The organism is Micromonospora sp. NPDC007230, assembly GCF_042869115.1.
Lineage (GTDB): Bacteria > Actinomycetota > Actinomycetes > Mycobacteriales > Micromonosporaceae > Micromonospora.
Genome location: NZ_JBIAFE010000014.1, coordinates 81,765 through 103,271, shown reverse-complemented (window position 1 = coordinate 103,271; position 21,507 = coordinate 81,765). Strand labels below are relative to the sequence as shown.

Annotated in this window: 8 protein-coding genes; 2 read left to right on the top strand and 6 right to left on the bottom strand. The window is 73.4% G+C overall.

Annotated elements, in window-relative coordinates; genetic code table 11:
* Positions 1 to 25: 25 nt before the first annotated feature.
* The 4 genes from ACFYML_RS20820 to ACFYML_RS20805 are packed head-to-tail and all read right to left on the bottom strand — an operon-like array spanning position 26 to position 16,377.
* Positions 26 to 1,093 (bottom strand): TauD/TfdA family dioxygenase, encoded by a 1,068-nt coding sequence (locus ACFYML_RS20820; RefSeq protein ID WP_387422208.1) that lies wholly within the window; start codon positions 1,091 to 1,093, stop codon positions 26 to 28.
* On the bottom strand, positions 1,086 to 4,259 hold the full coding sequence (locus ACFYML_RS20815; protein ID WP_387422207.1) for an amino acid adenylation domain-containing protein: 3,174 nt from the start codon (positions 4,257 to 4,259) through the stop codon (positions 1,086 to 1,088). The genes ACFYML_RS20820 and ACFYML_RS20815 overlap by 8 nt, the downstream gene beginning before the upstream one ends.
* A complete protein-coding gene (locus tag ACFYML_RS20810) occupies positions 4,256 to 16,228 on the bottom strand; it encodes an amino acid adenylation domain-containing protein (protein WP_387422206.1) in 11,973 nt (3,990 codons plus the stop codon). The genes ACFYML_RS20815 and ACFYML_RS20810 overlap by 4 nt, the downstream gene beginning before the upstream one ends.
* Positions 16,225 to 16,377 carry a hypothetical protein gene (locus ACFYML_RS20805; RefSeq protein WP_387422205.1) on the bottom strand — a complete coding sequence of 51 codons (153 nt, stop codon included), beginning with the start codon at positions 16,375 to 16,377 and terminating at the stop codon, positions 16,225 to 16,227. The genes ACFYML_RS20810 and ACFYML_RS20805 overlap by 4 nt, the downstream gene beginning before the upstream one ends.
* A gap of 273 nt (positions 16,378 to 16,650) precedes the next feature.
* Here ACFYML_RS20805 and ACFYML_RS20800 point away from each other — a divergent pair, with 273 nt between their 5' ends.
* Together ACFYML_RS20800 and ACFYML_RS20795 are read left to right on the top strand one after the other, a co-directional pair.
* On the top strand, positions 16,651 to 18,309 hold the full coding sequence (locus ACFYML_RS20800; RefSeq protein ID WP_387422204.1) for an FAD-dependent oxidoreductase: 1,659 nt from the start codon (positions 16,651 to 16,653) through the stop codon (positions 18,307 to 18,309).
* Complete coding sequence (locus ACFYML_RS20795) at positions 18,306 to 19,730, top strand: ATP-binding protein (protein WP_387422203.1); 1,425 nt, start codon at positions 18,306 to 18,308, stop codon at positions 19,728 to 19,730. The genes ACFYML_RS20800 and ACFYML_RS20795 overlap by 4 nt, the downstream gene beginning before the upstream one ends.
* Before the next feature lie 37 nt (positions 19,731 to 19,767).
* On the opposite strand, the gene ACFYML_RS20790 is transcribed toward ACFYML_RS20795, so the two are convergent.
* The gene (locus ACFYML_RS20790) at positions 19,768 to 20,601 is read right to left on the bottom strand and encodes a DeoR/GlpR family DNA-binding transcription regulator (protein WP_387422202.1); all 834 of its coding nucleotides are present in this window, start codon (positions 20,599 to 20,601) and stop codon (positions 19,768 to 19,770) included.
* On the bottom strand, positions 20,598 to 21,506 hold the full coding sequence (locus ACFYML_RS20785; protein WP_387422201.1) for a carbohydrate ABC transporter permease: 909 nt from the start codon (positions 21,504 to 21,506) through the stop codon (positions 20,598 to 20,600). Before ACFYML_RS20785 ends, ACFYML_RS20790 begins: the two co-directional genes overlap by 4 nt.
* Between the last annotated feature and the right edge of the window lies 1 nt (position 21,507).

Sequence of the window (21,507 nt, the reverse complement as noted above, 5' to 3'; positions counted from 1 at the left end):
CGCAGGCCCGGCTCACTCCTCGCGCTCACGGCCGGTCTCCCGTCGTGGCCGGGCCGGAGCGGAGCGCCTCGGTCAGCTCGGGCGCGGCGACCGGGTCGGACATCGCGGTGAGGATCCGTCGGGGCGGGGTGAACGGCTCCCGGGCGTGCGCGGCGAGCATGTTCTCCACCAGCAGCACGTCGCCGCGCCGCCACTCGAAGGAGCGGGTCTCCGCGGCGTACGCCGCCCGCAGCTCGGCCAGCACCTCGTCGGGGATGGGCGTGCCGTCCCCGTACGCGGTCTGGTAGGGCAGGTCCTCCTCGTCGAGGGCGGCCCGCAGGCCGGCGCCGACGTCCTCGGGCAGGGAGGTGACGTGGAAGAACAGCGCGTGGTTGAACCAGGTCCGCTCTCCGGTGACCGGGTGGCGGCGTACCGCCGGGCGGACCTGCCGGGTGCGCAGCTGCTGGTCGCTGACCCATTCCACGTCGATCAGCGCCCGGGCGCAGTACGCCTCGACGTCCTCGCGCCGCTCGGTCTGGAACGCGGTCTGCCAGGAGAGGCTGATGCCGGGCAGGTAGTTGCGCCGGTAGAGCACCCCGCGCCGCTCGAACTCGGCGACCGTCTCCGGGCGGAGCCGGGCGAGCACCCGGCGGCTGTCGGCCAGCGGAGTGCGCCCGCCGGCGGCCGGCGCCACCTCGCAGTGAAACACGATGCGCAGCGGCCAGTTCACCGTGTACGACTGCTCGTTGTGCAGCACGATCGGCTGGTCGGCGGGGTGCTCGGTGGAGGTGTACACCCCCTCGGTGACCTTGCTGCGCGGCGAGGAGCGTTCGCCGTAGGAGAGCACGTCGTCGGAGACGGCGGCCATCACGGTGCGGAAGTCGTCCGGGCCGGCCACGGCGAAGCCGCGGAACAGCACGGCTCCGGCCCGGCGGGCCAGTTCGTCGACCTCGTCGCGGTGGCCGGCCAGCCAGCCGGACAGGTCGATGTCGGGCACGTTGGCCTGCACCAGTGCCGGCAGCGGGCCACCGGGCCAGTCGGGCCGCACGTCCACTAGGTTCCGGTCGCGGCCGCGACGGGGGATGGCCCGCGCGACCCGGGTCTGCTCACTCATCTTTCGCTCCAAAGGTGTCGGCGCAGTCGGCCAGACTGCGCCGGGGGTCGGCGGCGGCGGTACGCAGCAGCGCGGTGAACCGCCGGTGCCACGCGACCACCCCGTCGTGGTCGAACAGGTCGGTGCGGTAGGTCCAGAGCGCCTCCAGCCCGTCCCGCCGCTCGTCGAGCCAGAGGGTCAGGTCGAGCCGGGCGGTGTCCGGGGCCAGTTCCACGCCGGTGAACTCCCCGGCCGCGCCGTGATGCCGGGCCGGCGGGGCGTTCTGCACACCGAAGGCGACCTGGACGAGGGGGTTGCGGTGCGGCCGGCGGGTGGGCTGCAGCCGCTCCACCAGCAGGTCGAAGGGGACGTCCTGGTGGGCCGCGGCGAACAGGGTGACCCGGCGGGCCTCGTCGAGCAGGTCCGCGAAGCGGCGGTCGGGGGCGGGCCGCAGCCGCAGCGGCAGGGTGTTGACGTAGCAGCCGACGCTCTGCTCGGCGGCGACGCTGGTCCGGCCGGCGAACGCGACGCCGACCAGCAGGTCGTGTCGGCCGGTGGCGGTGCCGAGCAGGGCGGCGAAGGCGGACAGCCCGACCATGTGCAGGCTGACCCGCTCGGCCCGGGCCAGGTCCCGCACGGCCGCGGCGGTGTCGGCGTCCACTCGGGTCCGCAGCGCGGCACCGGACGCGGGGTGCCGGCCCGGACGCGCGACAGGCGGCGCGGGCTGGCCGGGCCGGGGCGGGGCCGGGGGCAGGTCGAGCAGGTCGGGCGCGCCGCGCAGCTCGTCGAGCACGTCGGCCACCGCCTGCCGTCCGGCCGGCCCGGCCAGCCAGTTCCGTTCGGCCAGGGCGAGCGCCGCCGGGCCGACCGCCGGGGGTTGGCGGACCGCCGCGGCGGCTGCCTCGGCGTCGTACGCGCGGGCCAGGTCCCGCACGATCACGCCGAAGGACCAGTCGTCGCAGACGATGTGGTGGACGACCAGCAGCAGCGCCACCGCGTGGCCGGTGTCGTCCGGCACCAGCTGGGCGCGCAGCAGCGGGCCGGTGGCCAGGTCCATCGGTGACCGGGTGGCTGCGGCGGCGAGCCGGGTGAGGCGGTCGTCGAGCGGCGTGCCCGCCTCGGGCGGCGCGACGACCGGTGCCACCTCCGGGGTGGGGTGGAGGTGCTGCACCGGCCCGTCGGGTCCGGAGGGGAACGTCGTGCGCAGGGCCGGATGCCGGTCGACCACTCGACGCAGCGCCCGGGCCAGCCGGTCCGGGTCCAGCGGCGTGGCGAACCGGATCGCGAAGGCGAGCAGGTAGGAGGTGTCGTCCGGGTCGAGCTGGTGCAGGAACCAGAGCCGGGTCTGCGCGGCGGACAGCGGGGCGGGGCCGGCCGGCGCCGGGGCGGCCGGCGCGCTGACCGGCGGCGGGTCGGTGGTCAGCCCGTCGAGGTGGGCGGCCAGCGCGGCGAGGGTCGGGTGGGTGAAGAGGTCGGCGGGTCGGACCGGCCGGCCGGTAGCGGCGGCGAGCCGGGTGGCGCAGCGGACCGCGAGCAGGGAGTCGCCGCCGAGGGCGAGGAAGTCGCTGTCGGCGCCGGTGACGGGCACGCCGAGCACCTCGCGCCACACGGCGGCCACCGCGCCGGCCGTCCCGGGCAGCGGTCCGGTGTCGGGTGCGGTGTCGTCGCCGAGGGTGGGGGCGGGCAGGGCGGCGCGGTTCACCTTGCCGTTGGGCAGGGTGGGCAGCCGGTCCAGCCAGACCAGGGTTGCGGGGACCAGCGGCGCGGGCAGCACCTCGGCCAGCCGGGCGCGTACGTCGTCGCGTCGCTCGCCGACCAGGTAGCCGACGAGCAGCGGATCACCGCTCGGTCCTTCCCGTACGGCGGCGGTCGCTTCACGGACCCCGGGCAGGCCGGCGAGGCGGGCGGAGACCTCGCCCAGCTCGATCCGGTAGCCGCGCAGCTTCACCTGGTCGTCGAGCCGACCCAGGTAGGCCAGCTGCCCGTCCGGTCGCAGCCGGACCCGGTCGCCGGTGCGGTACATCCGCTCGCCGGGCCGGAACGGGTCGGGCAGGAACCGGGCCCCGGTTTCCTCCGGCCGGTCGAGGTAGCCGCGGGCCAGGCCCGCCCCGGCCAGGTAGAGCTCGCCCGGATCGCCCGGCTGGACCGGCTGCCCGTCCGGGTCGAGGACGTAGGCGCGGGTCTGCGGCAGCGGGCGGCCGATCGGCGGGTCTCCGCTGTCCGGTGGCACCTCCGCCCAGGTGGAGTAGGTGGTGTCCTCGGACGGGCCGTAGAGGTTGCACAGCCGGCGTACGTGCGGGCGGGACCACACCCGGGCGGCCAGCGCGGCGGTGAGCGGCTCGCCGGCCAGGCAGACGGTGCGCACGCTCCGCGGTAGGGCGCCGGCGGTGAGCAGTTCGCCCATCGCGGAGGGGACGGTGTTGACCAGGGTGACGGGCAGCCGGTCCGCCCCGGCGGCGGCGAGGGCCAGCACGTTGTCGACGAGCAGCACCCGGCCCCCCCAGCAGAGCGGGGCGAAGATCTCGAAGATGGACAGGTCGAAGCAGACGGAGGTGGCGGCGAGCAGGCCGCCCAGTTCGGCGTCGTCGAAGGTCTGCCGGGCCCAGTGCATGAGCAGCGAGGCCGACCGGTGTTCGATGGCCACGCCCTTGGGTCGCCCGGTGGAGCCGGAGGTGTAGATGACGTACGCCAGGTCCGCCGGCGTGGCCGGCGCCGCCGGGTCGGTGCTGTCCTCGGCCGGGTCGAGCCGGTCGACCAGGATCGCGGTGTCGGGGAACCGGTCGGCGAGGTCGGAGTGGGTCAGCACCAGCCGCACGCCGGAGTCGGCGGTCATGAACGCCACCCGGGCCGGCGGGTAGGCCGGGTCCAGCGGCACGTAGCAGGCGCCGGCCTTGAGCACGGCGAGCAGGGCGACCACCAGCTCGGGGCTGCGCGGCAGGCAGACGCCGACGCGTTCCTCCCGGGTCACCCCGCGCTGCAGCAGCGCCCGGGCCAGCCGGTTCGCGGCGTCGTCGAGTTCACGGTAGGACAGGGTGCCGTCGGTGTGCCGTACCGCCTCCGCGTTGGGGGTGCGGGCGGCCTGCGCCGCCACCATCCGGTGCAGGCAGTCCGCGGCAGGCGCGGCGCCGCTCGGGCGCCGGCCCGCGGTCCGGCGGGTGGGGCCGGCGGGTCGGGTGGGTGCGCTCACCGGCGTGGACCTCCGCTCTTGTGCAGCACGAGCTGGCGGTCGGCGGCCTCCTGCAGGCGGTCCTTGTCGGCGAGGATGACGGCGCCGGGGTCGTTGTCGGGCAGTTCGTCCTCGACGTTGCGGATCGGTCGGTAGGCGATGCCGGCGGCGGCGAGGGCGAGGGAACAGAGTCCGGCCACGATCGCCGCGACGGCCATGCCGCGGCCCGGTCCGCTGCCGACCACGGCGGCCAGCGCGCCGTCGGGCGACACCATCGGGGCGAAGACGTGCTCCGCGAGCGGGCCGGCGGTGAGGAAACCGGCCGGCACCATCAGCCAGGACAGCATCTGGCCCATGGACAGGACGCGCCCCTGCAGCTCCAGCCCCACCTTGGCCTGCACGATGGCCAGCCAGTGCGTGTTCACCAGCGCGGTGGCCAGGCCCATGCCGAACAGGCCGAGGGTCGGGAACAGCGGGCTCGGGTGCAAGCCGACGGTGAGCAGTGACGCACCGAGGAGCACGACGCTGGCCAGGATGCCGGTGGTACGCCGAGCCGTGCCGCCCCACACGCCCATGAGGACCGAGCCGACGAGCATGCCGACCCCGCTCGCGGCGAGCACCCGGCCCAGCACCGCCGGATCGCCGAACGACAGGGTCAGCGGGGTGACCAGGACCTCGACCATCGAGAAGAAGTAGTTCAGCGACGCGGTCAGCACGACCAGCGCCACCAGGCCGTGCCGGCGGATGATGAACCGCCAGCCGCCGAGGATCTCCCGCAGGAACGGCTCCTCGCGCCTGACGAAGAGGCTGTCCGGGAAGCGGACCGACAGGGTGACGGTCACCGCGACGGCGAAGGTGAGCAGGTCGATGACGACGATCCCGCGCAGCCCGACGGCGATCACCAGCGCGCCGCCGACCAGCGGCGCCAGCACGGTGCTCGTCGCCGTGCCGAGGGCGACGATGCCGTTGGCGCGCCCGTAGTACCGCTTCGGTACGAGTTGGGTGACGGCCGCCAGGTAGGCGGGTTGCTGGAAGGCGGTCGCCACCGCGGTGACGGTGATGGCGGTGAACACGTGCCACAGCTGGAGTTGCCCCAACCACAGCAGGAGGGCGAGGCTCACGGTGCCGGCGGCGGCCAGGGAGTCCGCGAGGACCATGATCCGTCGTCGGTCCCACCGGTCCGCCAGCGCGCCGGCGATGGGGGAGAGGACCACGGCGGGCAGCAGCGCCAGGACGGTGGCCGTGGCGAAGAGCGAGACCGACCGGGTCTGCTGGTAGACCCACAGGCTCATGCCGAAGCCGGTCAGTCCGCTGCCGATGAGCGAGACGAGTTGACCGATCGCGATCAGGTAGAACACCGTCAGGCTGGGCATCGTCCGGCGCGCGGGGGGCCGGTGGGCGGCCGGCGCGGCCGGGACGGCAGCGACGTGTTCCGGCTGCTCGGGTAGCGGCGGGGTCGCGGCGTCGGTTTCCGGGGCGTCGGCCTGCGGCGGGAATGCCGGGCTCGGCGCGCCGCAGTTCGCCAGGATGATGCTCGCCAGCTCGCCCGGCTGGTGCTTGGCGAAGTAGTGGCCGGCGCCGTCGATGACCTCCAGCGACACCCGGTCGGCGAAGAACTCCCACTCCAGGTACCGCTCCTGGTAGAGCTCGGTGGCGCGGTCGCCGCTGCCGACGACGCAGACGAGCGGGGCCGACAGTTTCCGGGGCAGGCCGTTGGCGTAGACGTCGGTGTAGTAGTCCTCGCCGGCCGCGGAGTCGGCCAGGACCACGCGCATGACGAAGTCCTTCTCGTTCTCGTCGAAGACCTCGGTGAAGAAGCCCATCGCGCGCAGCGCTTCCAGCGTCCGCCGCTTCGACGTCCAGCGTTCCAGCGGGAACCACCGGCGCAGCCAGGTGAACAGCCGGCCGGGCAGTCTCGGGGCGGGGAAGTGGGCGCCGATGACCACCCCGGTCAGGTCGACGCCGGCCGCTTCGAGCCGGCGGGCCAGCTCTACCGCTTCGGCGCCGCCCACGCAGTGCCCGTACACCGCAACCGGGCCCTTGATGCCGTCGAGGACCTCGGCCACGCAGCGGTCCACCAGCTCGTCCAGGCCCAGCAGAGGTTCGTCCGGGCGGTTCAGGTCGTGGCCCGGCCGCTCCAGCGCGTACAGGGACACCCCCGGTGGGAGGGCGTCGGCGAGGGGCTGGAAGGTGATCGCGCTGCCGCCGCCGAACGGTACGCACAGCAGCGTCAGCTGCGTCGGCGTCGCCGGTCGGGACGGGGTCAGCTCGTGCAGCAGCCGCCCGGCGGAGCCGCCGGTCGCGTCCAGGTGCTCGGTCAGCGACCGGATCGTCGGGTAGCGGAACAGATCGAGGACGCTGATCGCCGGGTCGTTCCCCGCCAGCGCCTTGATGGCCTTGAAGGAATCGCCGCCGAGGTCGAAGAAGTCGTCGTCGATGCCGACGCTGTCGTAGCCGAGCACCGCCGCCCACCGTTCGGCCAGGGCCTTCCGCAGCGGGGTGTCCGGTGGGGTGGCGCCGACGGTGGCGTTGCCGCGCCGGGGCGCGGGCAGGGCCGCGCGGTCGACCTTGCGGTTGGCGTTGAGCGGCATGCGGTCGAGCACCACGAAGGCGGACGGCACCATGTAGTCCGGCAGGTAGGTGCGGGCGAAGGCCCGCCACGGCGCCGGGTCGGCGTCGAAGTCGGCGGTGACCTCCGGCTGATTCGCGTCCGCGTCGGGTTCTGCTGCGGTGGTCAGGGTGAGGTAGGCCGTGATCCTCTTCTCACCCTCGTCCTCGCGGACCACGACGGCGGTGTCGCGTACCGACGGGTGGCGGCGCAGCACCGCCTCGATCTCGCCGAGTTCGATGCGGAATCCGCGCACCTTCACCTGCGAGTCGCTGCGGCCGACGAACTCGATGCGGCCGTCGGCCAGGTAGCGGCCGAGGTCGCCGGTGCGGTACAGCCGGCCGCCGCCGTTCGGGTCCGGCACGAACCGCTGCGCGGTCAGCGCCGGGTCGCCGTGGTAGTCGCGGGCCAGTCCCGCCCCGCCGAGGTACAGCTCACCGAGGACGCCCACCGGGGCGGGGGACAGCTGTGGGCCGAGCACGTAGATCCGCATGTTGCCGATCGGTCGGCCGATGGTGAGGTGCGTGCAGCCGGGCTCGATGCGTTCCATGGTGGACCAGACGGCGGCCTCGGTCGGACCGTAGAGGTTCCACAGCGCGCCGACCCGTTCGGCCAGTTGCCGAGCCAGCGGCGCGGACACCGCCTCGCCGCCGCACACGGCCGTCAGGCCGGGCAGTCCGGTCCAGCCGGACTCGATCAGCAGCCGCCAGGTGGCCGGGGTGCCCTGAGCCAGGGTGACCTCGTCCGTGGCGAGCAGTCCGGCCAGTCGGGTCGCGTCGTAGGCGACGTCGCGGCCCACCATCAGCATCCGGGCGCCGACCACGAGGGGCAGGAACAGCTCCGGTACGGACATGTCGAAGGCGAAGCTGGCCATCGCGAGCATGGTGCCGTCGGCGGTCAGACCCGGCCGTTCGCGCATGGCGGCCAGCGTGTTGACGACGGCGCCGTGCGTCACCCGTACGCCCTTGGGGCGTCCGGTCGACCCGGACGTGTAGATCACGTACGCGAGGTCGTCCGGACCGGCGAGGGGCTCGGGGTCGGTGTCCGGCTCGGTGGCCAGGGACGCTTGGCCGCTGTGCAGCACCTCGCCGGCGTACCCGGCGAACCGGTCGGCGAGGTCCGCTTCGGTGACCAGGACCGGGGCGCCGCTGTGCGTCAGCACGTACCGCTGCCGCTCGATCGGGTAGTCGGGGTCCACCGGGACGTACGCGCCGCCGGCCTTGAGCACGCCGACCAGGGTGACCGGCAGCTCGGGCGTGCGATTGAGGCAGACGGCGACGGTGACGTCCGGGCCGACGCCGGCGCGGCGGAGCCGGTGGGCGAGCCGGTTGGCCCGGGCGTTGAGCTCGGCGTAGCTGAGCGTGGTCGCCCCGAACGTCACGGCGGGCCGGTCGGGGTTCGCGGCGGCCTGGTGCTCGATCAGCTCGACGAGGGTCGGTGTCTTCCCGTCGCGCCCCGGCGTGGCCCAGCCGAGCGGGGTGGCGGTGTCGTTCCATTCGGCGATGCGGGCCAGCTCGGCGGGGGTGAGGACGGCCATTTCCGCGAGCCGGACGCCGGGGTCGGCGACGGCGGCGGCGAGCAGCGTCTCCAGGTGCCCCATCATCCGCTCGGCGGTCGCCGCGTCGAACAGGTCGGTGTTGTACTCCAGCCGGAACCGCAGTCCCTCGGCCACCTCGTACGCGTACAGGGCGAGGTCCTGCTGGGCGATGCCCGGCTCGACGGCGAACTGGACCATCCGCAGCCCGGTCGTCCGCAGGTCCTGTTCGGGCACGTTCAGCATGTTGAACATCACCTGGAACAGGGGATTCCGGCTGAGGTCGCGGGGCGCGTCGACGAGGTCGACGAGGCGCTCGAACGGCACCTCCTGGTGGTCGTACGCGCCCAACGCCGTGCGCCGCACCTGCGTGAGCAGCTCGTCGAAGGTCCAGTCGCCGTCGATGACGGTGCGCAACGGCAGCATGTTGACGAAGAAGCCGACCATCGGTTCGAGCTCGGCGCGGACCCGCCCGGCGACCGGGGTGCCGACACAGATGTCGGCCTGACCGGTGTAGCGCCAGAGCACGGCCTTCAGCGCGGCCAGCGCGGTCATCGCCAGCGTGGCGCCTCGGGCCTGGCTGAAGCGGCGCAGTTCGTCGGCCGTCTGCGAAGGCAGGACGAGGGTGCTGACCGCGCCGTCGAACGTCTGCACGGGCGGCCGCGGCCGGTCGGTGGGCACCTCCAGGACGCTGGCCACGCCGTCGAGTTGCCGGCGCCAGTACCGCATGTCGTCGCTGTCGGTGTCCGCCATCCGGTTGCGCTGCCAGCGCGCGTAGTCGCCGTACTGGATGGCCAGTTCGGGCAACGGCGAAGGGCGGCCGTCGAGGACGGCGGCGTAGAGCGTGGCCAGCTCGCCGGCGATGATGCCGAGGGACCACCCGTCGGAGACGTTGTGGTGCATGGTCAGCGACAGCACGTGCCGGTCGTCGGTGATGCGGAGCAGCACGGCCCGGAACAGCGGCCCGCGGGCCAGGTCGAACGGGCGTCGGACGTCGGCGGCGAGGGCCTGGTGCACCCACGGCGGCACCGCGTCGGCGACCGCGGACTCCACGATGCTGCGGGTACCCCCGAGCGGGTCCGTCTCCGCACCGGCCGGCGCGGACCTGATCGCCAGCTCGACCGGGCTGGGCGGCAGCACCTCCTGAACCGGGTCGCCGTCGGGGCCGAGCGGGAAGACGGTACGCAGCGACTCGTGCCGCCGGACCAGCTCCGCGAGGGCGCCGCGAAGCGCGTCGACGTCGAGGGTGCCGTCCAGCAGCAGCGTGGTGCTGACGGTGTAGGCGTTCTGGTGGTACGCCTGGTCGAGGAACCACAGCCGGTGCTGCCCGGAGGACAGCGGCGCCGGACCGGTGCCGGGATCGGTGCGGGGGATGGCCGGCGGGGCCGGCGCGGCGGCGGGCTGCTCGGCGGGAACGTCCACGGGACGGGCGGGTGCGGCGCCGGTCGCCGGCAGCGCCGCCGCGAGCTGCGCGACGGTCGGCTGCGCGAAGACCGTCTCGAGCGGCAGCGCCACGCCGAGCCGGGCCCGCAACCGTACGACGAGTTGGGTGGCGAGCAGCGAATGCCCGCCCAGCTCGAAGAAGTTGTCGAGCGCCCCGACCGGCCGGATGCCGAGCAGCTCGCTCCAGATCTCCGCCACGCACTCCTGCATGGGCGTGTTCGGGGCGACGTAGGCCGTGCTGAGGACCGGCCGGTTGCCGGCGTCGACGGGCTCGGGCGCGTCGGCCGGGGCGGCGGCCACCAGGGCAGGTGCGGGGTCCGCCGCGATCGTGCGCGGCACGGCGTCCACCCAGTGCCGGTGCCGTTCGAACGGGTAGCCGGGCAGGGCCAGCCGCCGGCGCGGGCCGTGGAACCGGCTCCAGTCGACCGGTACGCCGGACAGCCACATCCGGCCGACGGCGTCGAGCATGGTGGTGAGGTCGTCGGCGTCGCTGCGCGGATGCCGCATCGCCGCCACCACCTGACCGGGCTTCAGGCCCGCCAACCGGGCCAGGCCGCCGAGGGCGTGCCCGGGGCCCAGCTCGGCGAGGACCACGTCCTGCTCGGCGAGCAGCGCGGCCGACTCGGCGAACCGCACCGGCTCCCGCAGGTGCCGCACCCAGTAGCCGGGATCGGTGACCTGGCCGGGGGTGACCGGGCCGCCGGTCAGGTTGGCCAGGTAGGGGTGCTCGGGTTCGGCGTAGGTGACCCGGCGGGCGTGGTCGGCGAACTCGTCGAGCACCGGGTCGAGCAGGGGGGAGTGGTAGCCGCGGGTGACCCGCAGCGGCCGGCAGTCGATGCCGTCAGCCGTCAGCCGCAGGCGAAGCTGCCCGATCGCCTCCGGGTCGCCGGAGAGCACGCACAGCTCGGGGGCGTTGACGGCGGCGAGCGACACCCGGTCGTCGAGCAGCCCGGCCACCGCCGTCTCGGGCAGGCTCACCGCGAGCATCGCCCCGGTCGGGGTCCGCTCGACCAGCTCACCGCGGGCGGCCACCAGGCGCAACGCGTCGGCCAGGGAGAAGACGCCGGCGAGGCACGCGGCGACGTACTCGCCGAGGCTGTGCCCCACCATCAGGTCCGGGGTCACGCCCCGGGCGAGCAGCGCCCGGGCGAGGGCGTACTCGGTGACGAACAGCGCGGGCTGGATGAGCCGGGGCTGCGCGAGCAGCCGCTCGGCCTGCTCGGGTGCCTCGGGCGCCGGGCAGAGCAGGGTACGCAGATCCAGCCGCAGGTCATCGCGGAGCAGCTCGGCGCACTCGTCCACGACGGCCCGGTAGGTCGGCTCCGCGCGGTACAGGCCGGCGCCCATCGCCACGTGCTGGGCGCCGTGGCCCGGGAAGGCGAACACCAGCGGTCGCCGCCCACCCGCGTGGGCGCCGGTGAACTGCCGCTGCGGCGAGTCGAGCGCGGCCAGCGCGTCGGCGCGGTCCGCCGCGACGAGGAAACGCCGGTGACTCATCGACTTCCGCCGGCCCAGGTTGGCCGCCACGTCGGCGAGGTCCACCGCCGGGTGTGCGTCCAGCCAGTCGCGGACCTGCCCCGTCTGCCGGTCCAGCGACTCCGTCGTACGGGCCGACACGACCAGCAGCTGCGGCCCCGTGGCCGGCGTCTCCGGCGGCCCGTCGGGCGACGTGCCGGGCGGCTCCTCCAGCACGACGTGGGCGTTCGTGCCACCCATGCCGAACGAACTGACCCCCGCCCGGCGAGGGCCGTCGCCGGGCCACGGGCGGGCGGTGTCGTTGAGGTAGAACGGGCTGCTCGCGAAGTCGATCGCCGGGTTGGGTCGGCTGACGTTGATCGTCGGGGGGAGCGTCCGGCGGTACAGCGCCATGACCGTCTTGATCAGGCCGGCCACCCCGGCGGCGGCGTCGGTGTGCCCGATGTTGGCCTTGACGGAGCCGAGGGCACAGAAACCGCGGTCGTCGGTGCCGGCCCGGAACGCCTCGGTCAGGGCGGTCACCTCGATGGGGTCGCCGAGGCTGGTGCCCGTTCCGTGGGCCTCCACGTAGCTCAGCGAACGGGGGTCCACGCCGGCCGCCGCGAGGGCGCTGCTGATCACCTCGACCTGGCCGTCGACGCCCGGCGCCGTGTAGCCGGTGCGGCGCGCCCCGTCGTTGTTGATGGCGGAGCCGCGGATCACCGCGTACACGGTGTCGTTGTCCGCGACGGCGTCCTCGAGTCGCTTGAGCGCGACGATCCCGACGCCGCTGGATTCGATGCTGCCGCGCGCGTCCGCGCTGAACGGGCGGCAGTGCCCGTCGGGGGAGTAGATCCCACCGTCGTGGTAGAGGTAGCCGCGCCGCTGCGCGGGGAAGATGCTGACCCCGCCGGCCAGGACCAGGTCGGATTCGCCGGTCAGCAGGCTCTGCCGGCCGAGGTGCACGGCCACCAGCGAGGTCGAGCAGGCGGTGGCGACGGTGACGGCGGGACCGGTGAGGTCGAGCTTGTAGGCGACCCGGCTGAGCAGGAAGTCCTTGTCGTTGCCGAGGGACAGTTGGTGTTCGCCGAGGGCGCTCATCAGCTCGGGGTGGCTGCTCAGATGGTCGAGCAGGTAGCTGCTGCGACCCGACCCGGCGAACAGGCCGATCCGGCCGGGGTGGGCGGACGGGTCGTAGCCGGCGTGCTCCAGCGCGTGCCAGGCGCATTCCAGCAGGAGCCGGTGTTGCGGGTCGAGGGTCTGCGCCTCGCGGGGCGTGATGCCGAAGAAGGCCGCGTCGAACTGGTCGATGCCGGGCAGGTAGGTGCCGGCCCGGACGTACGCCGGGTCGTCGAGCCGGGTCGGGTCCGCGCCGTCGGCCAGCATCTCCTCGACGGTGAACTCCTGGATCGACTCCACGCCGGTCCGGATGTTGTGCCAGTACTCGTCGAGGCTCCGGGCGCCCGGGAAGCGGCAGGCCATGCCGACGACGGCGATCAGGCCGCTGGGCTGGCCGGTGTCGTCGCTCGCGCCGGCGTGCGCGACGCGGGTCGGCGCGGGGCGTGGCGCGGCCGGGGCGGTCGCCGTCCCGGTGGTGGCGCTGGCGAGGAACACCGCCAGCGACTCGACGGTGGGGTTGCGGAACAGGTCGGTGACCGTGACGACGTCGCCGAGCTGTGCGCGCAGCCGCTCGAGGACGGCCAGCAGGCGCATCGAGTGGCCGCCGAGGTCGAAGAAGTTGTCCCGCACCCCGACCCGGTCGACACCGAGCACGTCGCGCCACACGTCCACGACCAGCCGTTCGAGGCGGATCCGGGTGGCGTCCCACTGGACCGGGCCGGGGTCGGCAGGCGCAGATCGTTCGGCTGTGCCCGGCTGGTCCTGCTGCGGCGCGAGGCGCTGCCGCGGCAGGTCCGGTGCGCGACCGGGGGCGGGCAGTGCGGCCGTGTCCACCTTGCCGTTGCCGGTCAACGGCAGCGAGTCGAGGAAGACGAACGCGGCGGGAACCATGTACGACGGCAGCTCGGCGGCGAGGGCCGGCCGGAGGATCGCAGTGTCGTGGCCGGTGTTCGCGACGCCCGCCACGTACGCGACGAGCTGCGGGTCGTCGGGGTCGTCCCGGCGCAGCTGCACCGTCACGTCGCTGTCCGGCAGGTGCCGCCGGACGGCCGCCTCGATCTCGCCGCACTCGATGCGGTAGCCACGCAGCTTGACCTGGTTGTCGGTGCGGCCCAGGTATTCGAGGTTCCCGTCCGGGCGCATGCGCACCAGATCGCCGGTGCGGTACAGCCGCGCCCCCGGGACGGACGAGAACGGGTCCGGGACGAACCGCTCGGCGGTCAACTTCGGCTGGTGCAGGTAGCCGCGCGCCACGCCGGCTCCGCCGACGTACAGCTCGCCGACCACGCCCGCCGGGACCGGGTTCCCCCACGCGTCGAGCACGTACAGCTCGGTGTTGGCGATCGGCCGGCCGATGGGGACCGAGCCGTCGCCCGGGGTGGCCGGGTCGACCTCGTACGCGGCGCAGCCGACCACGGTCTCCGTCGGCCCGTACTCGTTGACCACTGCGGTGGCGGGGGCGTGGGCTCGCCAGGGCGCCACCTGGTCGGCGCGCAGGTTCTCCCCGCCGATGACGAAGCACCGGGTGCGGCCGGCCAGCTCGGCGGGGCGGAGCTGGTGGTTGACCAGGTCGAGCTGCGCCGGAGTGATCTTGACCAGCCCGAAGGGCGTCCGCTGCCGGCGCAGCGCCTCGCCCAGCGCCTCCGGGCCGAGGTGCTCGCCGATCATCAGGACGGTGGCGCCGCTGGTCAGCGGGACCAGCAGGCTCGTGACGGTCAGGTCGAACCCGATCGACGAGTGCAGCGGCACCGTGTCTCCGGGCTGCAGCCGGTAGGCCTGCGCCGCCCAGCGTACGTAGTTGCACACACCGCGGTGGGTGACCATGACGCCCTTGGGGCGGCCCGTGGATCCGGAGGTGTAGATGACGTACGCGAGGTCCTCCGCCGACGGCGTCCGCCGTCGCCGCGGCCGCCGCTTCGGCCCACCGCCCGAACTGCCGCTGCCACGATCGGGGTCGGGTTGCGTGACCGGGGTGTCCAGAGCCGGCATCAGCAGCGCCGTGTCGTCGGGCACCAGGTGCGCCAACTCGGCGCAGGTGAGGACGACCGGGGCGGCCGTGTCGGCGAGCAGATAGCGCAGTCGGGCGGGCGGGTTGCCCGGATCCATGGGCACGTAGGCCGCGCCGGTCTTCAGCACGGCGAGGACCGCCACGGCGAACGGGACCGCGCGGGGCAGCAGCACGCCCACCAGGCCGCCGATGCCGACGCCCCGCTGGCGCAACGTCTCCGCCAGTGTCTCGGCCCGCGTGTGCAGCTCGTGATAGGTCAGCGCGGTGTCGCCGTCGGTCACCGCCACGCCGTCGGGGGTCCGGCGCGCCTGCTGCTCGATCAGCACGTGGACCAGGTCGTCCGGCTCGGCGGGGGTGGCGGTGCGGTTCCATTCCGTGACGAGTTGCCGGGACTCGCCCGGGGTGAGCATCGCGGCCGCGCCGACCGGCGCGCCCGGGTCGGCCACCAGCGACCGCAGCAGCGTCTGGAAGTGTCCGGCGAGGCGGACCATCGCGTCGTCGTCGAACAGGTCGGTGCGGTACTCCAGCACGGTCCGCACGCCGTCGGCGTTCTCCCGTACCGAGACGGTGAGGTCGAACTTGGCCGTGGTGCCGGGCACCTCGAGCGGGGTGACCTCGAGGCCGTCGAGGCGCGGGGGTGCGGCCTCGCGGCCGTACACGAACATCACCTGGAACAGCGGGGTGAAGCCGGGCCGGCGGGCCGGGCGCAGCGACTCGAGCAGCGCCTCGAAGGGAAGCTCCTCGTTGCTCAGGCCCTCGAGGACCGCGGTACGCACCTGGTCGAGCAGCGTCTCGAACGACGGGTTGTCGTCCAGCCGGGCGCGGATGGCGACGGTGTTCAGCAGCAGCCCGACGAGTTTCTGCGCCTCGGGCCGCTGCCGGTTGGCCGTCGGCGTGCCCACCACGATGTCGCGCTGCCCCGTCCAGCGGGCCAGCAGCACCTGCAGCACGGCGAGCATGACCATGTACGGGGAGACGCCGAGCCGGTGGCACAGCGCCATCAGCGCCTCGGTGGGCACGTCCAGCGGGACTGACAGGGTGGACCCCGCGCTGGACGGCACGGCGGGCCGTGGCCCGCGGGTGGGCAGTTCGAGGACCGCGGGCGCGTCCGCGAGCTGGTCGCGCCAGTAGGCGCGCTGGGCGGCCGCCTCCGCGCCGCCGAGCCAGTCGTGCTGCCACGCCGCGTGGTCGCGGTAGTCGACGTCGACCGGGTCGAGGTCCGCCGGCTGCCCCGTGCGGGGCGCGGTGTAGAGCCGTTCCCACTCGTCGTGGAGGATGCTCAGCGACCACTCGTCGACGGCGACGTGGTGCAGCGTCAGCAGGAGCACGTGCTCCTCCGGCGCGCAGCGCAGCAGGCTGGCCCGCAGCACCGGTCCGTGTTCCAGGTCGAGCGGGGTGCGCGCCTCGGCGTCGAGCCGGACCTGCAGCTCCTGGTCGCGTTGCCACGTGGGCAGCCCGCTCAGGTCGTGCACCCGCAACAGCCCCGGGCGCGGGTCGTGGACCACCTGGCGCACGCGCTGCACCGCACCGTCCGGACCCGGCGACCCGGCCGAGGCGTCCGCCGCCGGTGCGAGGGTGGTGCGCAGCGCGGTGTGCCGGGCCACCAACCCGTCCAGCGCCGCCGACAGAGCCGCCACGTCCAGCGCCCCGTGCAGCCGGTACGCCAGCGGCACCAGGTAGGTGGCCGCCTCCGGGTCGAGCCGGCTCAGATACCACATCTGGCGTTGCGCGTACGAGGCCGCGACCGGGCCAACGGGGCGCTCGGAGTCGACCCGGAGCGGCGCGACGGGCGTCGCTTGCCGGGACCTCAGGACGTCGGTCATCGAGTGTGCCTTCTCTGCGCCAGCACCGGCCGGAGGAGCGCCGCCAACGCGCCGGCCCGTTCCACCAGTTGCTCGTAGTCGGGTAGGGCGAACCTGTCCATGCCGGCCGGTTGACGTGGGATGCCAGCCCTCGTGATCAGCATGTTCATGTGACAGATGTAGATCCTTGACAGGAGAAGCCCGTTTGACATCATGGCACTGATGATCTTGGTTGGGGGATCCCCGGATTGTGTCGGCTGTCGATGCTTTCGGTGCCGAGGCTGTTGCACGTTCGTCTATTTTTTCGCCGGCGGCAAAGTCTCTGACTCGGAAGCTGTCGGGCGGCCGATTGACCGAGTCGGGCGGCGGCCGCGGACGCGGGCAGCTCGGCAGCCGGGCTTCCCGCTCGGGCCTACCTCGCGAGAAGTGCTTTAGTTGACGCCATGCCCAACCCCGCGATCCTCACCGTCGACGACGACCCGGCCGTCTCCCGGGCGGTCGCCCGCGACATCCGCCGCCGCTACGGCGACCGCTACCGGGTGGTACGAGCCGACTCCGCGGAGACGGCGCTGGAGGCGCTGCGCGAGCTGAAACTGCGCGGTGAGCAGGTCGCCGTGCTGATCGCCGACTACCGGATGCCCCAGATGAACGGCATCGAGTTCCTCGAGGCCGCCATGGATCTCTTCCCGGCGGCGCGCCGGGTGCTGCTGACCGCGTACGCCGACACCGACGCGGCGATCAACGCGATCAACGTGGTCGACCTCGACCATTACCTGCTCAAGCCCTGGCATCCGCCGGAGGAGAAGCTCTATCCGGTGCTGGACTCGCTGCTGGAGGCGTGGCGGGCCACCGCGGCGGCGCCCACCACCGAGCTGCGGGTGGTCGGGCACCGCTGGTCGGCCCCCTCGTTCAAGGCGCGCGATTTCCTGGCCCGCAACCTGGTGCCGTTCCGCTGGGTGCTCGCCGACGAACCCGAGGGCGCCGAGTTGCTGGTGGCGGCTGGGGTGACCGCGAACGACGTACCCCTGATCGTCACGACCGATGGCAAGTCGCTGGTGCAGCCGGCCGAGGCCGACCTGGCCGCGCACGTGGGGCTGACCACGGCGCCGGCCGCGGACTTCTACGACCTGGTGGTCGTCGGGGCCGGCCCGGCCGGGCTCGGCGCCGCCGTCTACGGCGCCTCGGAGGGGCTGCGGACCGTGCTGATCGAGCGGCGGGCCACCGGCGGGCAGGCCGGGCAGAGCAGCCGGATCGAGAACTACCTCGGTTTCCCGGATGGCGTCTCCGGTGCCCAGCTGACCGACCGGGCCCGCCGGCAGGCGCTGCGGTTCGGCGCCGAACTGCTCAGCGCCCGCGAGGTGGTGGCCCTGGAGGACGCCGGGGCGGCACGCGTGCTGCGGTTCGCCGACGGCAGCAGCATCGCCACCCACACCGTCGTGCTCGCCACCGGTGTCTCGTACCGGATGCTCCCCGCACCCGGGTTGGCGGAGCTGACCGGCCGCGGCTGCTTCTACGGCTCGGTGGCGAGCGAGGCGCCGAGCTGCTCCGGGCAGGACGTCTACATCGTGGGCGGGGCGAACTCCGCCGGCCAGGCCGCCGTGCACTTCTCCCGGTACGCCCGACGGGTGCACCTGCTGATCCGTGGCGCCGACCTGGCCCGGTCGATGTCCAGCTACCTGATCGAGCAGATCGCACAGATCGACAACATCGAAGTCCACCCGCACACGGAGGTGGTCGGCGGGGCCGGCCAGGAGCACCTCGAGGAGGTGACCCTGCGCGACATCCGCAGCGGCGAGGTCCGCCGCGTCGACACCTCGTGGCTGTTCGTGTTCATCGGAGCGGAGCCCCGCACCGACTGGCTCGACGGCGCGGTCGCCCGTGACCCGCGCGGGTTCGTCCTCACCGGCCCCGACCTGACCCGGGGTGGCCGCCGGCCGTCCGGCTGGAGCCTGCCGCGCGACCCGTACCACCTGGAGTCCAGCATGCCCGGGGTCTTCGCCGCCGGCGACGTACGGGCCGAATCGGTCAAGCGGGTCGCTTCGGCCGTCGGCGAGGGTGCGATGGCCGTGTCGCTCGTGCACCGCTACCTGGAGGCACAGTGACCTGCGAACCCGGGCGGCTCACCCCCGACGAGCTTCGTGGCCTCTTCCTCTTCGAGGCGCTCACCCCGCAGCAGCTGGCGCACCTGGCCGAACACGGCCGGGTCGAACAGCGCCCCGCCGGCGAGGCCGTGTACGTCGAGGGCGAGCCGGCGAGCTGCTTCTACGTGCTGCTCGACGGCACGGTGGCGATGCGCCGCCGGGTGCAGGGCGACGACGTCGAGGTCAGCCGGACCAGCCAGCGCGGCGTGTACGGCGGGGCGACGCAGGCGTACGTCGGTGACCTGGCCGAGCAGCGGTACGCCAACAGCCTCTTCGCGGTGACCGACTGCGCGGTGTTCGCGCTGCCCGCCGAGATCATCGCCGAGGCGATGCGTACCTGGTTCCCGATGGCCACCCATCTCCTGGAGGGGCTGTTCATCGGGATGCGCAACACGCAGACCATCGTCGGCGAACGGGAGCGGCTGCTGGCGCTGGGCGCCCTCTCGGCGGGGCTGACCCACGAGCTCAACAATCCGGCGGCGGCCGCGGTCCGGGCCACCTCCGCGCTGCGCGGCCGGGTCGCGAAGATGCGTCACAAGCTCGCGCTGATCGCCGACGGTCGGCTCGACGGCCGGCGCCTGCACGACCTCGTCGCCCTGCAGGAGGAGGCGGTGAAGCGGGCCGCCACCGCGCCGCCGCTGACCCCTCTCGCGGCCAGCGACGCCGAGGACGAGCTCGCCGACTGGCTCGACGACCACGGCGTCCGGGGGGCCTGGGAGGTCGCCCCGACGCTGGTCGCGGGCGGCATCGACGCGGGGTGGCTGAGCCAGGTCGACGCCGCTGTCGGCACCGACGACCTGGAGTCGGCGATCCACTGGATCACGTACACCATCGACACCGAGCTGCTGATGGGCGAGATCGACGACGCCGTCGGCCGGATCTCCGGGCTCGTCGGGGCCGCGAAGCAGTACTCCCAGCTGGACCGGGCGCCCTACCAGACCGTCGACGTCCACGACCTGCTCGACGCCACCCTGGTCATGCTCCAGGCCAAGATCCCGTCCGGGGTGCAGGTGGTGAAGGAGTACGACGAGAACCTGCCGGCCATCCCGGCGTACGCCGCCGAGCTGAACCAGGTCTGGACCAACCTGGTCGACAACGCGCTCGGCGCGATGGGCGAAACCGGAACATTGACGGTCAGGACCGGCCGCAAGGAGGACCGGCTGATCGTCGAGATCCGCGACACCGGCAGCGGTATCCCGCCGGAGATCCGGCCGCGCATCTTCGAACCGTTCTACACGACGAAGCCGGTCGGCGAAGGCACCGGCCTCGGCTTGGACATCTCCTACCGGATCATCGTCAACAAACACCACGGGGACATCCGGGTGCAGTCGCAGCCCGGCGACACCCGGTTCGTCGTGCTGCTACCGATGACGCCCGGATAGCCGAGCGTGACACGCGGCCATGATCGGTGGAAGGGGCCTAGGACAGGAGCACCGTGACGCCGGCGGCCCGCAGATCGGTGACAACCTTCTCGTCGGCGGCGTCGTCGGTGACCAGGGTGTGCACGGCCGATGCGGAACAGATTTTGGCGAAGGAGTGGCGGCCGAGCTTCTCCGAGCCGGCCACCACGACCACCTGGCGGGCCCGGCTGACCATCAAGGCGTCGATGCCCGCCTCGCTCTCGTCGTGGCACGAGGTCCCCTCGATGGAGAATCCGTCGACGCCGAGGATGAGGGTGTCCAGCCACAGGGCCTGCATGACCATGCTGGTCAGCGGCCCGGTCAGCTCGTACGACTGGGGCAGGGCGACCCCGCCGAGGATGACCGTGCGCAGGGACGGTCGCAGCACCATCTCGGTGGCGATGTTCAGCGCGTTCGTCACCACCGTCAGGGCCGGCCGGTGGGTGGCCTGCGCCAGGTCGGGTCGCGCCGCGATGTGCCGGGCGGTGGCCGAGGTGGTGGTGCCTCCGTTCAACCCCACCACGCTGCCCGGTTCGATGAGCCCGGCGGCGGTGGCGGCGATGCGTTCCTTGGTGCTGTGGTCGCCGCGGTGGCGGTAGCGGACCGGCAGATCGTAGGCGACCGAGCTGGCCACGATGCCACCGTGGGTGCGGGTCACCAGGTGCTGTTCGGCCAGGGCGGTGAAATCACGGCGGACGGTCGCTTCGGAAACCTGCAACGCGGTGGCGGCCTCGAGGACGGAGAGCCGCCCGCCCCGCTCGGCCAGGATCTCCAGCAGAGCCTGTAGCCGGCGAGCGCGATCGGCCAGCCCGCCGCCCGCGGCGGCCCCCGTCGCGGTCTCGGTCGAGGTCATTTCACGGCTCCCGCCGTCAGACCCGCAACCAGGCGCTTCTCTACCAGCGCGAAGAGGATGACCACGGGCACGATGCTAACTATCGAGACGGCGAACACGTAATGCCACGCGGAGTCGTACTGGCCGACGAACTTCGTGATCGCCACCGACAGCGGCTGGTTTTCCGCGGTGGTGAGGATGACCAGGCTCGCCGCGAACTCGTTCCAGCAGGCGATGAAGGTGAAGATGATGGCGGTCACGATGCCGGGCCAGACCAGCGGCAGGGTCACGTGGCGTAGCGTCTGGAGCTTGCTGGCGCCGTCCACCAGCGCCGCCTCGTCGATCTCCTTGGGCAGGCCGGCGAAGAAGCTGTGCATGATCCACACGGCGAAGCTGAGGTTGAAGGCGGCGTTGACGAGAATCATCGCCAGCCAGGTGTCGTCGATGCCGAGCGCCAGGAACTGCCGGAACAGTCCGGGTGCCAGCACGGTCGGCTGGAGCATCTGGGTGGCCAGCACGAGCAGCAGGAACACCCCGCGGCCGGGAAACGGGTGCTTGGCCGTGTAGTAGGCGGCGGGCAGGGCGACCGCGAGCACCAGCACGGTCCCGCAGAGCGAGATGATCAGGGTGGAGGCCAGGTTGTACGGCAGTGGCGCCTCGGGCGTGGACCACATGGTGAGGTAGTTGGCCGGAATCCACTCCGTCGGCAGGTAGGTGGGCGGGATGCGCAGGATCTCCGCGTGTCGCTTGACGGACCCGATGAGCATCACCACGTACGGCGCCAGGAACACCAGCGCCACCACCACGCCGGCGGTCGTCTTCGTCCAGCGCCGGCCGTGGCGGCGGCGCGGTCGGGCGCCTCGGTGCGCGTCCGTCGCGCTCGGGCCCGCACGCCGGCCGGTCGTCTCGGGGGTCGTGGTAACCACT

Coding starts and splice junctions, on each gene's coding strand:
- ACFYML_RS20790 (WP_387422202.1), bottom strand. CDS start 20,601: ATGACCTCGACCGAGACCGCGACGGGGGCCGCCGCGGGCGGCGGGCTG.
- ACFYML_RS20810 (WP_387422206.1), bottom strand. CDS start 16,228: ATGACCGACGTCCTGAGGTCCCGGCAAGCGACGCCCGTCGCGCCGCTC.
- ACFYML_RS20820 (WP_387422208.1), bottom strand. CDS start 1,093: ATGAGTGAGCAGACCCGGGTCGCGCGGGCCATCCCCCGTCGCGGCCGC.
- ACFYML_RS20800 (WP_387422204.1), top strand. CDS start 16,651: ATGCCCAACCCCGCGATCCTCACCGTCGACGACGACCCGGCCGTCTCC.
- ACFYML_RS20805 (WP_387422205.1), bottom strand. CDS start 16,377: ATGAACATGCTGATCACGAGGGCTGGCATCCCACGTCAACCGGCCGGC.